The 14,288-nt window shown below is 66.7% G+C and carries 11 protein-coding genes; 7 read left to right on the top strand and 4 right to left on the bottom strand.

Features of this window, described 5'->3' with window-relative positions; translation table 11 throughout:
* Positions 1–19: 19 nt before the first annotated feature.
* From ACG00X_RS11735 to exaC, 3 genes are all read right to left on the bottom strand, one after another.
* The gene (locus ACG00X_RS11735) at positions 20–478 is read right to left on the bottom strand and encodes an SRPBCC family protein (RefSeq protein ID WP_394488364.1); all 459 of its coding nucleotides are present in this window, start codon (positions 476–478) and stop codon (positions 20–22) included.
* Positions 478–822 (bottom strand): ArsR/SmtB family transcription factor, encoded by a 345-nt coding sequence (locus ACG00X_RS11730; protein WP_394488363.1) that lies wholly within the window; start codon positions 820–822, stop codon positions 478–480. Before ACG00X_RS11730 ends, ACG00X_RS11735 begins: the two co-directional genes overlap by 1 nt.
* A gap of 87 nt (positions 823–909) precedes the next feature.
* Positions 910–2,433, bottom strand: a complete 1,524-nt coding sequence (gene exaC, locus ACG00X_RS11725) for an acetaldehyde dehydrogenase ExaC (RefSeq protein WP_394488362.1) — start codon at positions 2,431–2,433, stop codon at positions 910–912.
* A gap of 268 nt (positions 2,434–2,701) precedes the next feature.
* On the opposite strand from exaC, the gene ACG00X_RS11720 reads away from it, so the two are divergent.
* From ACG00X_RS11720 to ACG00X_RS11690, 7 genes are all read left to right on the top strand, one after another.
* On the top strand, positions 2,702–3,613 hold the full coding sequence (locus ACG00X_RS11720; protein WP_394488361.1) for a helix-turn-helix domain-containing protein: 912 nt from the start codon (positions 2,702–2,704) through the stop codon (positions 3,611–3,613).
* A 311-nt stretch (positions 3,614–3,924) separates the two neighbouring features.
* Entirely contained in the window at positions 3,925–4,977 is a 1,053-nt protein-coding gene (locus ACG00X_RS11715; protein ID WP_394488360.1) for a pectate lyase family protein, read from the top strand.
* 104 nt (positions 4,978–5,081) lie between these two features.
* Positions 5,082–6,245: a hypothetical protein gene (locus ACG00X_RS11710; protein WP_394488359.1), complete on the top strand. Its 1,164-nt coding sequence runs from the start codon at positions 5,082–5,084 to the stop codon at positions 6,243–6,245.
* The gene (locus ACG00X_RS11705; RefSeq protein WP_394488358.1) at positions 6,242–7,543 is read left to right on the top strand and encodes a right-handed parallel beta-helix repeat-containing protein; all 1,302 of its coding nucleotides are present in this window, start codon (positions 6,242–6,244) and stop codon (positions 7,541–7,543) included. Before ACG00X_RS11710 ends, ACG00X_RS11705 begins: the two co-directional genes overlap by 4 nt.
* Positions 7,544–7,950: 407 nt before the next feature.
* On the top strand, positions 7,951–9,864 hold the full coding sequence (locus tag ACG00X_RS11700; RefSeq protein WP_394488357.1) for a sigma-54-dependent Fis family transcriptional regulator: 1,914 nt from the start codon (positions 7,951–7,953) through the stop codon (positions 9,862–9,864).
* 723 nt (positions 9,865–10,587) lie between these two features.
* Complete coding sequence (locus ACG00X_RS11695; RefSeq protein WP_394488356.1) at positions 10,588–11,352, top strand: hypothetical protein; 765 nt, start codon at positions 10,588–10,590, stop codon at positions 11,350–11,352.
* Between the two features lie 646 nt (positions 11,353–11,998).
* Positions 11,999–13,618, top strand: coding sequence for an AIPR family protein (locus ACG00X_RS11690; protein ID WP_394488355.1), 1,620 nt, complete (start codon positions 11,999–12,001; stop codon positions 13,616–13,618).
* A 269-nt stretch (positions 13,619–13,887) separates the two neighbouring features.
* Here ACG00X_RS11690 and ACG00X_RS11685 read toward each other — a convergent pair whose 3' ends face one another.
* Positions 13,888–14,052, bottom strand: coding sequence for a hypothetical protein (locus ACG00X_RS11685; RefSeq protein WP_394488354.1), 165 nt, complete (start codon positions 14,050–14,052; stop codon positions 13,888–13,890).
* Between the last annotated feature and the right edge of the window lie 236 nt (positions 14,053–14,288).

The raw sequence follows: 14,288 nt of genomic DNA, 5'->3' as shown, positions 1-14,288 counted from the left end.
AGGGTGGGAAAGACGGGGCTCACGCGCCGGGTGGCAGCGGGCGGTGGACGAAGCGGGCCAGCGCCGGCAGCACCTCCGCCCAGCCGCCGCTGTACGACGCGCCGGAGCCGGCCGGCAGGCGCTCGTGCGTCAGCAGCAGCCGCGTGCCCTGCGGGTGGGCGTGCAGTTCGAGGCTCAGCAGGCTGGGCAGGCCGGCGTTGTCGTGCGGCGTGCCTTCGGCCTGCCAGGTCATGACGAGCCGGTGCGGCGGCTCCACGGTCACGTACTCCCCGCTGACCACCTGCGGCACGCCGCGCGGGCCGGCCGTCATGCGGATCTCGTAGCGGCCGCCGGCGCGCACGTCCAGCGCCACGTGCGTCGCGCGCGCCGGGCCGGGGCACCACCACTGCAGCAGCGCGGCAGGGTCGGTCCAGGCGTCGAACACGGCCTGCGGCGGTGCGGCCAGCAGGTATTCGCGCTGCACGCTGACATCGGCCATCACGGCTGCGGCCCCTTCGCCTGACGGCGCAGGTAGCGCGACAGCGACGCCATGTTGCCATCCCAGAACGCGCGGTAGCCGTCGATCCATGCGCTCGCCTCGGCCAGCGGCGCGGCCTGCAGCCGGCAGGTCACGCTGCGCCCGCTGCGCTCGCGCTGGATGAGGCCCGCGTTCTCCAGCAGCCGCAGGTGCTTGCCCACGGCCACGAGCGACATGCCGAAGGGCTCGGCCAGCTCGCCCACCGTCGCCTCGCCCTGCGACAACCGCGCCAGCACGGCCCGCCGCGTGGGGTCGGCCAGCGCGAAGAACGTGTAGTCGAGGCCGTGGGTGTAACTCTTAACCATACGGTTAATTATTGGCCACCCACGCGGCCTGTCAAGCGCCGCGGGCGGGCGCCAGGTACCGGCCGCGGCCCCCTGCCTCGGCGGGGGTCAGAAGAACCCGAGCGCGTCCGGCGAGTAGCTCACCAGCAGGTTCTTGGTCTGCTGGTAGTGGTCCAGCATGTCCTTGTGCGTCTCGCGGCCGATGCCCGATTCCTTGTAGCCGCCGAAGGCCGCATGCGCCGGGTAGGCGTGGTAGCAATTGGTCCACACGCGGCCAGCCTGGATGGCGCGGCCCAGCCGGTAGGCGCGGCTGCCGTCGCGCGTCCACACGCCGGCGCCCAGGCCGTAGGGCGTGTCGTTGGCGATCTGCAGCGCCTCGGCCTCGGTCTTGAACGTCGTCACCGCCAGCACGGGGCCGAAGATCTCCTCGCGGAAGATGCGCATCTGGTTGTGGCCCTGGAACAGCGTCGGCTGGATGTAGTAGCCGCCCGCCAGGTCGCCGCCCAGCTGCGCGCGGCCGCCGCCGATCAGCACCTTGGCGCCCTCCTCCTTGCCCAGCGCCAGATAGGTCTCGATCTTGTCCATCTGCATCGCCGAGGCCTGGGCGCCCATCATGGTCTCGGTGTCCAGCGGGTTGCCCTGCTTGATGGCCGCCACGCGCTTGAGGGCGCGGTCCATGAAGCGGTCGAAGATGTTCTCCTGGATCAACGCACGGCTCGGGCAGGTGCAGACCTCGCCCTGGTTGAACGCGAACAGCACCAGGCCCTCGATGGCCTTGTCGAGGAAGGCGTCGTCGTGCGACATCACGTCGTCGAAGAACAGGTTGGGGCTCTTGCCGCCCAGCTCCAGCGTGGCCGGGATCAGGTTGGCGGCGGCCGCCTGCGCGATCTGCTTGCCCGTGGCCGTGCTGCCCGTGAACGCGATCTTGGCGATGCGCTTGCTCGTCGCCAGCGGTGTGCCGGCCTCCTTGCCGTAGCCGTTGACGATGTTCAGCACGCCCGGCGGCAGCAGGTCGGCGATGAGTTCGGCGAACAGCAGGATGCCGATGGGCGTGCTCTCGGCCGGCTTCAGCACGACGCAGTTGCCGGCACCCAGCGCCGGCGCCAGCTTCCAGGCCGCCATCAGCAGCGGGAAGTTCCACGGGATGATCTGGCCGACGACGCCCAGCGGCTCGTGGAAGTGGTACGCGATGGTGTGGCCGTCGATCTCGGAGAGCGCGCCCTCCTGCGCGCGCACGCAGCCGGCGAAGTAACGGAAATGGTCCACGCACAGCGGGATGTCGGCATTCAGCGTCTCGCGGATGGGCTTGCCGTTGTCCACCGTCTCGGCATAGGCCAGCAGTTCCAGGTTCTGCTCGATGCGGTCGGCGATCTTCAGCAGCACGTTGGCGCGCTCGGCCGGCGCCGTGGCGGCCCACTTCGCGGCCGCGGCGTGGGCGGCGTCCAGCGCCAGCTCCACGTCACGGGCGCCCGAGCGCGCGGCCTGCGTGTAGACCTTGCCGTTGATCGGCGAGATCACGTCGAAGTACTGGCCTTCGACCGGCGGCTGGAACTTGCCGCCGATGAAGTTGTCGTAACGGGGCTTGTAGGCAATCTTGGCGCCGGCGGCGCCGGGAGCGGCATAGACGGTCATGGGGCTTGTCTCCAATGGCTTGTTGTCGCCCGTCGCCAGCGGCGCGGGTGCCCCGCATGAGCGCAAGGCGCATGCCAACGCGCAGCCCCGCTCACGTGGCGCGCAACAGCCTATTCGCCGCTCAAACCGCGGGTTCGCTGTGCCAACGGCGCGGTGCACTGTCACGAAATGGAACACTGCTTCGGCGCAGCCCCGATTGCCAGCGCAAGCGGCCGTCCCTAGTCTGTCGCGCCACGACGGGCGGCACAGCCCGAGCGGAGACAAACCCTTGGCGACGACCTCGCCCCTGCCTGCCGACACCGGCCCCATCGACGGGCCCGATGCCGCCTGCCTGGCCGCTTTGCGCAACCAGCCGCCCCGGCCGCTGGCCGCCGTGCTGGGCCTGTCGCCCACGCTCAGCCTGGGCGACGGCGACCTGCAGCTGTTCGACTGCCGCGACCGTTGGCCGTCACCTCACACGCCGCCGCTGCAGGAGCACCTGGTGCTCGTCGTGCTGCAGGCCACCGGCGCCGCGCAGAGCTGGCTGCCGGGCGAGGCGCCGCAGGCGCGCGAGCTGACGCCCGGCGGCGTGCTGCTGCTGCCGGCCGGTGAGGCCGCCTGGCTGCGGCTGCCTGCCTCGCACCACGTGCTGCTGCTCGGGCTGCGGCCGCGGCTGCTGTACGGGCCGGCGCGCACCGTCTTCCGGCTGCGCGCCTGCGCCGGCCGGGCCGATGCCGTCGTCGAAGGCATCGCCCGCGCACTGTGGGCCGCCGCCACCCCGGGCGCGGCCGCGCAAGACCTCGCGCTGCACCTGGCCCGCGCGCTGGGCAGCCACCTGCGCGCCCACCACGCGCAAGACGCCGCGCCAGCCCGCACGGGCCTGGGCCAGCTGCGCCTGCGCCGCGTACTGGACCACCTGCACGCCCGGCTCGACCAGCCGGTGGACCTGGCCGAGGCCGCCCGCGTGGCCGGCTGCAGCGTCTCCCACTTCGCCCACCTGTTCAAGGCGTCGATGGGCGTGGCGCCCATGCGCTACCTGCGCGAGCAACGCATGTTGCGCGCACGCGAGCTGGTCGAGACCACCCAGCTCAGCATGTGCGAGATCGCGCTGCGCGTCGGCATTCCCGAACCCGCCCAGTTCTCGCAGGCCTTCCGCGCCCATTGGCGCACGCCGCCCTCGCTGTTGCGCCGCCGGGGCTGACCCTGGGCTGAAGCATTTCAAAACAAAAAGCCGCCCCGATCGAACCGATGTTTCACTATTGATTTCCCTCGGTTTCAGCAAACTAGCGCAACCGGCCGCAGGAATCCCCAAGCCCTCGGCGGGCCCGGCCGATAGATTGCGCGGCGGTCACCCCACGGGGTGGTCGCAAGGTGGGTCGACAGGCTTCGGCCCCCAAGAGCTCGCGCCCTGCGCCGCGGCCCGACGCCCGGTATGCCCATGGTGCCCAGCCGCCAGCCACACCCGTGGCCGGCACCGCGCCCCAAGGCGCATGCCCTCCCGACGGAGACAACATGACCCCGATCACCCTCGTGCGCGGCCTCGGCCTCGCGCTCGCGTCCATTTCCACCGCTGCGCTGGCCGGCCCGGTCGGCTACGGTGCCGGCACCACCGGCGGTGGCAACAAGACGCCCGTCAACGTGTCGACGCTCGCCGCCGCGCAGGCCGCCATCGATGCCTACAGCGGCAGCGGCGGCCTGGTGCTGAACTACACCGGCACCTTCAACTACGCCTCCATCACCGACGTCTGCGCGCAGTGGAAGAAGGCGGCCCAGACGCTGCAGATCAAGGACAAGAGCGACATCACGATCAAGGGGGCCAACGGCTCCTCGGCCAACTTCGGCGTGCGTATCGTCAGCGACTCGAAGAACATCATCGTGCAGAACATGACGATCGGCCTGCTGCCAGGCGGCGAGGACGCCGACGCCATCTCCATCGAGGGCGACAGCAGCGGCACGCCCAACAAGATCTGGGTCGACCACAACACCATCTTCAGCAGCCTCACGCACTGCTCGGGCGCGGGCGACGCGTCGTGGGACGGCGCCATCGACACCAAGAAGGGCGCCTACGACATCACCTACTCCTACAACTACATCCACGACCACCAGAAGGTGGCGCTCAACGGCTACAGCGACAAAGACACCGCCAACAGCGCGATGCGGGCCACCTACCACCACAACCGGTTTGAGAACGTACAGTCCCGCCTGCCGCTGCAGCGCCGTGGCAAGACCCACATCTACAACAACTACTTCAACAACGTCTCCGCGTCTGCCATCAACGTGCGCATGGGCGGTGTGGCGCTGATCGAGTCCAACTACTTCGAGAACACCAAGAACCCCGTCACCTCGCGGGACAGCTCGGCCATCGGCTACTGGGACCTGCGCAACAACCACGTCGGCAGCGGCATCAGCTGGGACGACCCCGGCAGCCCCGGCGCCAACGCCACCACCTGGGCCACCACGCAGGCCTTCGGCAGCACCGGCTACAGCTACAGCGTGACGGCGGCCGCCAGCGTCAAGGCCAAGGTCATCGCCACGGCCGGCGCGGGCACCAACCTGGCCGAGTAAGGCCGCCACCGGCAGGCCGCCAGCCGGCCTGCCCCGGCCTCGCCCTAACGCCCCACCCCACAGCCCCACCCCACAGCCCCACCTCACAACGCTTCCCTGCACCCATGCGCTCCCTGATCGCCTGCACCGCTGCCCTGCTGCTGTGCGGCCTCGCCTGGTGGCTGGCCACCCCTGACCCGGCCGACCCGCCGGCCGCGGCGCCGCCCACGGCCCGCGCCGCGCCGCTGCACGCCGGCTCGCCCGTCGCGGCGTTGCCGTCGGTGGCGCACGCCCCCGTGGCCGACGCCGGCCCGGCCGCGCCCAGCGCCCGCAGCGGCGGCGTGGTGGAGCTGTGCGGTCTGGGGCGCATGCCCGTTGGCGACGCCAGCGCCGCCGCATCGGGCGCCGACAGCGACGCCATGGCCGCCGGCATCGACCTGCAAACCCTGCCCGCGCCGGTGGGCGAGCAGCCCCTGGCCCAGGCGCGCGCCGCCATGCTGGCCGCGCTGCGCCAGGGCGATGGCCGCGCCCGCGTCGCCGCGCTGATGCTCGACCGGCCCACCGACCCCGCCGGTCAGCTCGACTGGGCCACCCGCGTGCTGAGCCAGGCGCGCAGCAGCGGCGACCCCGCCGCCCTCGCCTGGGCCGCCGAGGCCTGCGGCCCGCAGGACGACCCGGCCGCCTGCCGCCTGGGCCTCGTCCGCGAGCGGGTGCGCCTGGAGCCCGACAACGGCTACCACTGGGCCGCCCTCGCCGACGAAGACCCCAGCGCCGCCGACACCGCCTGGCAAGGCCTGCTGCAGGCCCACCGCTGGCTGGAGCGCCCGCAGGCGCTGGTGCTGGCCAGCCAGGCCGCGCTGCCCGCCCAGATGCCCGGTTACCTGCGCCTGGGCCTGGGCGCCGAAGTGCGCGCACGCACGGCCAGCCTGCCGTCGCCCGGCGAAGGCTTCGTCCTCGACCGCTGCCTGCAGGCCGAGCCTGGCCGCCGCGAACAGTGCGACACCCTGGCCGCGCTGATGCAGCACAGCGACGCGCTGCAAACCCTCACCGAAGCCGCCTCCGTGGCCCAGGCCGCCGGCTGGCCTGCCGAGCGGCTGGAGCAACTGCGCGGCGAGTTCCAGACCCTCGTCCACGCGCCCCCCGCCTGGCAGGCCGACCCTGGCCAGCCGCTGGCCTGCGCCAGCGTCGAGGCCTGGCAGCACCACCTCACCCAGCTGGCCCAGGCGGGCGAGCTGGCCACCCTGCGCGCCACCGCGCGCGCACAACCTTCCCTGCAGAGCCCTCCATGAACACCCGTCGTTCCCCGCTCCTGGCCGTTCAGAAACACGCTGTCACGGCGCTCGCCGCCGCTCTCGGGCTGCTCGCGTTGCCCGCGTTCGCACAGGTCACCGGCTGCGGCACCGAAACCAGCAACCTGACCGCCAGCAAGGTCTACTACGTGACGCCCACCGGCAGCGCCAGCGGCGCCGGCACCAGCTTCTCCGCGCCCATGAGCCTCAGCGCCGCACTGGGCAAGGTCTCGGCCGGCCAGATGGTGTTGCTGCAGCCCGGCACCTACAAGATCCCCTACACCGCCGGCGCCAAGAACACGCTGGCGTTGAGCAAGGCCGGTAGCGCCAGCGCCCGCATCTACGTCGTCGCCGCCAACTGCGGCCGCGCCGTGCTCGACTTCGGCTTCCCCAAGGGCACCTGGCTGCAAGACGCCTTCGGCCTCAGCGTGACCGGCAGCTTCTGGTACTTCAAGGGCATCGCCGTCACGCGCGCCGGCTACCACGGCGCCTACGTCACCGGCAACGGCAACACCTTCGAGAACACCGCCTTCTACGACAACCGCAACAGCGGCCTGGAGATCAACAAGGGCGGCTCCAACACGCTGGTGCTCAACACCGACTCCTACCGCAACTACGACCCCAAGAAGCACGGCAGCATGGCCGACGGCTTCGCGTCCAAGCAGACGCAGGGCGCCGGCAACCGCTTCGTGGGCTGCCGCGCCTGGGAGAACAGCGACGACGGTTTCGACACCTTCGACAGCCCCAAGCCCGTGGTCATCGAGCAGAGCTGGGTGTTCCGCAACGGCACCAACCTGTGGGGCGACAGCGCCTTCGCCGGCAATGGCAACGGCTTCAAGCTCGGCGGCAACGGCGCGCTGGAGCGCAACCGCATCGTGCAGTCCGTCGCCTTCGGCCACCCCGGCAAGGGCTTCGACCAGAACAACAACACCGGCGGCGTGACCCTGCTGAACAACACCAGCTACCAGAACGGCATCAACTACGGCTTCTGCGGCAAGCTGGCCTCGGGCGAGAAGCACACCTTCCGCAACAACATCTCGCTGGCCGGCAAGAGCGCTGACAGCGTCTGCAACGCCACCGCCAGCAACAACAGCTGGAACGGCCTGACCGCCAGCAGCAGCGACTTCGCCAGCCTCGACCTCAGCCTCGCCACCGCCGCCCGCAACCCCGACGGCACCCTGCCCGACAACGCCCTGTTCCGCCTGAAGAGCGGCAGCAAGCTGATCGACAAGGGCGTCAACGTCAGCCTGCCCTACAAGGGCAGCGCGCCCGACCTGGGCGCCTTCGAACTGCGCTGACCCGGATATCTCGCGAGGTACGCGGGAATTGCGTGGATGCCAGGCGCCGGAGGATGCGCCGAGACGGCCGCAGCCAATGCCCGCAGGCATTGGCGAGGAGTTGAGGTGCAGCCCACAAGCCTGGCGCCGCGCAAGCCCGCGTAGGCCCGTGAAGCCAAAGTAGGGATCACGTTGAACGGCGAGATCGCCGTGGTCATCGGTGTTGCAGGTCGGCGCGGGCCGGCCTCGCGAAATATCCGGGCTACCGCACCCGCGCCCGCCGCACGGTGCCGCCCACGGCCCCGCTGCGGCGCGGCGCCGCCGACGATGCAAGGGCTTGACGCCGCGCCGCGTCCGGCTAGCGTCCGCCTCCTGGCGCAGGGCCCTCCTGCGCAGAGCCGCCCACGGCCACCCAGGAGACAAGCCCCATGCCCACCGCGCCCACCCCGCTGCGCAACGCCCGCCGCCAATGGCTGGAGCAAGGCCAGGTCGAGACCGGCCTCATCCCTGAACCGCTGCGCGCCAGCTGGGCCCGCAGCCGCGCCTTCGGCCTCACCCCCGAAGGCCGCCCGGCGGGCGCGCCGCACGCCAGTGCCGCCCAGCTGGCGCGCGCGCTGGAGCACCGGCACGCGCTCATGTCGCACGCACGGCCGGTCATGGCCTTCCTCAACGACCAGGTGCAGGGCAGCGACAGCCTCGTGCTGCTGGCCGACGCCCAAGGCCTGCTGCTGCACAGCACCGGCGACGCCCACTTCGCCGACCGCGCCGCCCGCGTGGCGCTACGCCCCGGCGCGCAGTGGAGCGAGCAATGGCGCGGCACCAACGCCATCGGCACCGCGCTGGCCGAGGGTGCCCCGCTCGTCGTGCATGCCGGCGAGCACTACCTGGCACGCAACGGCTTCCTCACCTGCGCAGCCGCCCCCATCGCCGACCCCGCCGGCCAGCTCCTTGGCGTGCTCGACATCTCCGGCGACCGCCGCGGCTACCACCGCCACACGCTGGCCCTCGTGCGCAGCGGCGCGCGCATGGTGGAGCACCAGCTCTTCACCGCCCGCCACGCCGCCGGCATCGTCGTGCGGCTGCACGCACAGGCCGAGGGCCTGGGCACCGTCACCGAAGGGCTGCTGGCCCTCAGCGAAGACGGCTGGCTGGTGGGCGCCACCACTGCCGGCCTGGAACTGCTGGGCCTGGCCCGGCGCGACATCGGCGCCGCCACCGTGGAGCGCCTGTTCGGCACCGAGCTGGCCCGCCTGCTGGCGCCCGGCACCGCGCCCCGCCCGCTGCCGCGCGGCGCCGGCCAGCCGCCGCTGTGGATGCGCGTGGAGCCCGGCCACACGCTGCGCCCGCGCGCGCGGCCGGCCACGCCGCCGCCCACACCCGCCACCGACACCCCCTGGCGCCCGCTCGACGCGCTCGCCGCGCTTGACACCGGCGACACCGCCTTCGCCGCCACGCTCGCCCGCGCCCGCCGCGTGCTCGACAAACCCGCCATCCCGCTGCTGCTGTGCGGCGAAACCGGCACCGGCAAAGACCTGCTGGCCCGCGCCCTCCACACCAGCAGCGCGCGGCGCGAGCAGCCCTTCGTCGCCGTCAACTGCGCCGCCCTGCCCGAGACGCTGATCGAGGCCGAACTCTTCGGCTACCGCCCCGGTGCCTTCACTGGCGCCAGCCGCCACGGCGCCGCCGGCCGCATCCGCGAGGCCCACGGCGGCACGCTCTTCCTCGACGAGATCGGCGACATGCCGCTCGCGATGCAGGCCCGCCTGCTGCGCGTGCTGGAAGCCCGCGAGGTGACGCCGCTGGGCGGCGGCGCGCCGGTGGCAGTGGACTTTCGGCTGGTGTGCGCCAGCCACCGGCAGTTGAGGGATGAAGTGGCAGCCGGGCGGTTCCGCGAAGACCTGTACTACCGCCTCAACGGCCTGACGCTCACGCTGCCGCCGCTGCGCGAACGCTCGGACCTGGCTGAGTTGGTGGCCCGCCTGCTGAAGGCCGAGGCGCCGGACCGCGCGCTGCGGGTCGACAGCGAGGTCATGGCCCAGTTCAGCCGCTACCGCTGGCCGGGGAATGTGCGGCAGCTGGCGAACGTGGTGAGGACCGGGGTGGCGTTGCTGGATGACGGCGAGGACACGCTGACGCTGGCCCAGTTGGGCGATGAGCTGCGGGAGGCAATCGCATCAGCGCGGCCGAGTGCGCCACCACCTGTCGGCGGCCCTGGTGACCTGCGGGAACAGACCGACGCCCGCATCCGCGAAACGCTGGCGGCGGTGGGCGGGAATGTGTCGGAGGCGGCGCGGCGCTTGGGGGTGAGCAGGAACACGCTGTACAGGCGGATCAGGGATTGAAATTTGAGATCAGACCCTGAATCGACGCTGGATCCTGTCTTGATGGACTCGGCCAGTTCTTCCAGGCTGGCGCGGTCAAGCCCGGTCTTCGTGCGCACGTTGTCGACGATGGTGACGGCGGCCAGGGGGATGAATTGGGCGATGGAATGCACAGACATTGCGTTTCTCCGGTTGAGGTGGACGAAGGCGTTTCGTGGATGCCTTCGCAGAGACCTCTTCGCACCCCTTCCCACCGAGAAGGGGCGGGGGGGATGGGGTGCAGGCGGAAATACAAAAAGCGGCCACTGCCGCTACTTGCCGAAAAAAAGACGCCCCCTTGATCCCCTTCGCGCTGTCGTAGGGGTCAAGGGGGCGGCTTCGGCGAGTGGTGGCGGTGGTCGCTTTTTGAGGGGGTAGGTCGGCCGACTGTCAGCGGACGTGACACCAAGCGCAGCGACTGGCGCGGCCGATGCAGGCCGACCGGGTTAGGCGGCGCAATGCAGGCGGAATGGGGGTTTTCGAGCGGAGGTGAATCGTGACGTTGACGGGTTTGTCGGCTTCCTCGCGGGCGAGTTCGGAACTATGGTTTCGTTCGCTGAAATCCGGCGCCTCTCCGCGCTCGAACTTTCTGCAGATTGCTAGGCGGATCGTTGGCGCTCGATCTACAACCCGTAGCCGGCAAAGGAACTCAGTTAGGCGCTCCTACGCGTTCATAAGCACTAATCAACGGAAGCCGCCTTACCGATGACGGAAGAGACGAAGCACAAGGACACATGTCAGAACCGACTTCTGGTCGCCTCGGCTGTCTTGACATTCCTTTACTACGCTGGCGCGACTTTTGATGGGCTTTCGGTTGCTGGCGCCACTGTCAAATTCACCAATCAGAATGCAGTCGCCGAATTCACCTGGTTTATTTGGCTTTATTACTATTTCCGTACATACCAGTACTATCGCGAGGCCGGACTAAATGCCTACAGGGCAGCCTTAAATCGAGCATACGTATCCAATTTTGGACCACATCTGCTGCATTTGCCGCGCCATCAGTTCGCTATGCTCCCCGACGACGATGCAATAAAGAGCAGCAAGATTCGCCTTGCGGTTGGGAGAATGATTGAACCAGCGTCACCCACCAATCCCCGGCCTCCCTCGCGAAAATTGCGATTTTGGCATTTGCTTCCACAGAAAAACCATCGCCAGAGAATAAACTTGCTAGTAAGAAATCGCAGGCTTCATATTCTCCGCCGCATCTTGGCCACCCCGCTGACCTTAAGGCTGACCTTTAAAGCCGTTATTTATCCTCCGTCTGATCGATACAGCCTTCAAGGCCAGAGCCATCATGTGGTGCACCTTCCAATATGGACACCTGCACTTGCGTTTCTCGCACACGCCGAAGTAATTTTCACCAGACCTCAATTTCTCGAGAACCAGGGGCCGCTAATACTGGGGTTGATACCAGTATGGTATCAAATCGCAATACACTGGCCCGACGTTCTGCGACACTTCAACTAAGCCCCTTTCAAGAAACCGCAGAAGGAAGTTTAATTTGATTGGTTTTCACCATGAAGAAGGGATATTGCTTCGCGGCGATTTCGGGGATGGTTGGCATATTAACCACCTCCAGCATTGGCTCCAACGATCTTCCGGAGAAGGGCATGACGCCATATAGAAATTATCAGAAATTCGGGGTCAGGTCTCAAATTTAAACCTCCGCCACATCAATATCCGTCGAATTTCACACGGCGGTCTCAAAGCCGAAGTGCAACACCGTGAGTTCGCGCGTGCCGATGCTGAAGCCGATGCCACCGCCGCTCATCAGGCCGAACTTCTTGGTGGTCTGCTGGTGGATCTCGTTCCGGGCTGGCCTAACTCGGAATGAGGGGGTTTAAATTTGAGACCTGACCCCGAATTTGGCCACGGCGATGTCGATGCTGTCCTTGTGTACGTCCAACCCGACGAACAGGGTGCTAGATTCCTTGCCCATGGCCCGACTCCTTGCTCACTTGCAACGACCCGACAGACCGCCTGCCGGGTGCCTTGGTGTAGCTCTGCAGGCCTTGCGCCTGCAACCTACGGCATCGCGGGGGTCGGGCCGCCCTTCAGTGCGAAGCCATCTTGTCTAGGCGTCGTCAGCCACTCACCCTTGTACGATCCATCAATGAGCATCATTCTTTCCAATCGCGTAAAGAACCACATCGAATCTATCGTCAAGGAGCACCTTTTTCTTGACGATGCCAAGTCGGACGAGGCAAAGCTACTCTCTAGAGGCCTTGCCGCGATCTGCCTCGCAGGGCTCGCTGGAATGCCATATACCCAAGTTGCCAAGTACATCGTGGACGGCGCGCGAGACAACGGAATCGATGGGGTGCTGTACGACAGCCTGCGCAACAAGCTTTATATCGTTCAGGCAAAGTGGTCCACCAAGGGAACGAGCACCATCGATACGGGAGACCTTCGCAAGTTCATTGCCGGGGTATATGACCTCCTGAACGAGGATTGGAGCAAGTTCAATAAGCGCGTCCAAGCGGTTGGTGACGAAATCTCTCAGGGGATCCGCAACGATCCTGAGATCGTCTTGGTGGCTGCGTACAACAGCGACAACTCGATAAGCCCGGACTGCCAGGCGATCGTCAAAGAATTCCTCGACGAGAACAACTCCGACTCCCAGGAGGTTGTCGCGTTTCGACCTTTCGATCTCAAGCGGCTCCTACGGACGATCAAAACCGTCAAATCCGGCGCGAAGTCAGACGTGGATGTAAACCTGCTCCAGTGGGGGGAGCAGAAGGAGCCCTACTACGCGATCTACGGGAAAGTTTCGTGTGCTGATGTTGCGGAGTGGCATGCGACTCATGAGGATCTGCTTTTCTCGGAGAACATTCGAAACTCTCTATCCGAGAGTGACATCAATGCGCAGATCGAGACAGCGCTACTTCGAAGCCCAGCAGAGTTCTGGTACCTGAACAACGGCATTACCGCAATTGCCGATGACGTTGTTCGAAAGCCGATCGGTCTCGGCGATCAGAAGGAAAGTGCTTACTGGAAAGTCGGCAACCTGAAGATCGTTAATGGTGCGCAAACGACTGGCTCAATTGCGAAGGCTTACTCGAAAAATCCGAAGGCGGTGAAGCGAGCCTATGTTCAAGTAAAGGTGATCTCGCTTGAGCATGCGCCAATTGACATTGCCAATCGGATAACAACGGCTACTAATACGCAAAATCGAGTGGAAGCCAAAGACTTCTTGGCCCTAGACCCAAGGCAAGATGGCATCGCCGAGTCGATGAAGAAGCTTGGGATCCAGTACTGCTACCGGCGAGGTGAGAGAGTTACGGATATTGCCCGCGGCCTAGACGTTCAAGAACTCGCCATGGCATTGGCTGTTTCCAGCGACAGCATGGCAAGTGTCACCATCGCAAAGCGAAATGCCGGATCTTTAACTGATCCGAACGCCTACTATCCGAAGCTCTTTGACAAGCCGTTGGAGGCCAGTTCTGGCTGGGAGCTGGTAAGGAAGTGGCGTGCAGCATCGGCCGCCGTTTCGGGCTTGTCAGCAACGCTCGAAGGACGTGAGGCGCAACTAGCTGTGCATGGAAATCGGTTCATCGAGAACGTGCTTCTCACAACCAGAGGAGCCATTACCCCCGCGCGCGTCGCAAAGATCCATGCGGCACTCAAGGCGCTAGTCGATGAGATCCATGGAACCGACTGCTATCTCGCGGTTCTCTTTAAGAACACGAAGAAGTGCGAGGCTCTTCGGGCTCGCATCTCGCAAGAAATTTGATCCAGCTTTGGCCAACAACGACGCCTAACGGAGTAAGCAAAATTCGGGGTCAGGTCTCAAATTTAAACCCCATCTTTCCGAACCAAGCCATATTTGGTCCCGAGGGTCCACGCGCTTGAGGCGAAGTGTGAAATTCAGAGGATTTTGTTGGGAGAGGGGTTTAAATTTGAGACCTGAAGAATCATCTAGCCCAGGAGTAGTCGATCCCCGTTCACGGGCCTACCGTTTGGTTTCCCAAATTCGGGGTCAGGTCTCAAATTTAAACCCCCTCATTCCGAGTTAGGCCAGCCCGGAACGAGATCCACCAGCAGATCACCAAGAAGTCCGGCCTGATGAGCGGCGGTGGCATCGGCATCAGCATCGGCACGCGCGAACTCACGGTGTTGCACTTCGGCTTTGAGACCGCCCATTGATGACTCGGCGCTAAAGTCCATCTGTGTTTTGCCGAAGAGCAGGGACGCCCTTCAACGCTCTCTTGGGATGGGACCTCGCTCATGGCCATCGCTGCGGTGAACTCATCGACGATCTCGCTGGCCAGTCAGTCGCCCCCGAGTTCGACACCAACCGCCGTAAGTGCCTGATCCGTATAGGCTGGCCCTTCGGAATTGCCACTACAGCAGGGTCAGTTGGGTGTCGATGGTCGGTTTCTTGATGCGAAGTGCGGCCAGGG

It is taken from the genome of Pelomonas nitida (genome assembly GCF_043555975.1).
GTDB lineage: Bacteria > Pseudomonadota > Gammaproteobacteria > Burkholderiales > Burkholderiaceae_C > Pelomonas > Pelomonas nitida.
The sequence above is the reverse complement of the archived record's forward strand: the minus strand, read 5'-3'. Positions and strand labels throughout refer to the sequence as shown.

Coding starts and splice junctions, on each gene's coding strand:
- ACG00X_RS11730 (WP_394488363.1), bottom strand. CDS start 822: ATGGTTAAGAGTTACACCCACGGCCTCGACTACACGTTCTTCGCGCTG.
- ACG00X_RS11685 (WP_394488354.1), bottom strand. CDS start 14,052: ATGGACTTTAGCGCCGAGTCATCAATGGGCGGTCTCAAAGCCGAAGTG.
- exaC (WP_394488362.1), bottom strand. CDS start 2,433: ATGACCGTCTATGCCGCTCCCGGCGCCGCCGGCGCCAAGATTGCCTAC.
- ACG00X_RS11700 (WP_394488357.1), top strand. CDS start 7,951: ATGCCCACCGCGCCCACCCCGCTGCGCAACGCCCGCCGCCAATGGCTG.
- ACG00X_RS11710 (WP_394488359.1), top strand. CDS start 5,082: ATGCGCTCCCTGATCGCCTGCACCGCTGCCCTGCTGCTGTGCGGCCTC.
- ACG00X_RS11705 (WP_394488358.1), top strand. CDS start 6,242: ATGAACACCCGTCGTTCCCCGCTCCTGGCCGTTCAGAAACACGCTGTC.
- ACG00X_RS11715 (WP_394488360.1), top strand. CDS start 3,925: ATGACCCCGATCACCCTCGTGCGCGGCCTCGGCCTCGCGCTCGCGTCC.
- ACG00X_RS11690 (WP_394488355.1), top strand. CDS start 11,999: ATGAGCATCATTCTTTCCAATCGCGTAAAGAACCACATCGAATCTATC.
- ACG00X_RS11735 (WP_394488364.1), bottom strand. CDS start 478: ATGGCCGATGTCAGCGTGCAGCGCGAATACCTGCTGGCCGCACCGCCG.
- ACG00X_RS11695 (WP_394488356.1), top strand. CDS start 10,588: ATGACGGAAGAGACGAAGCACAAGGACACATGTCAGAACCGACTTCTG.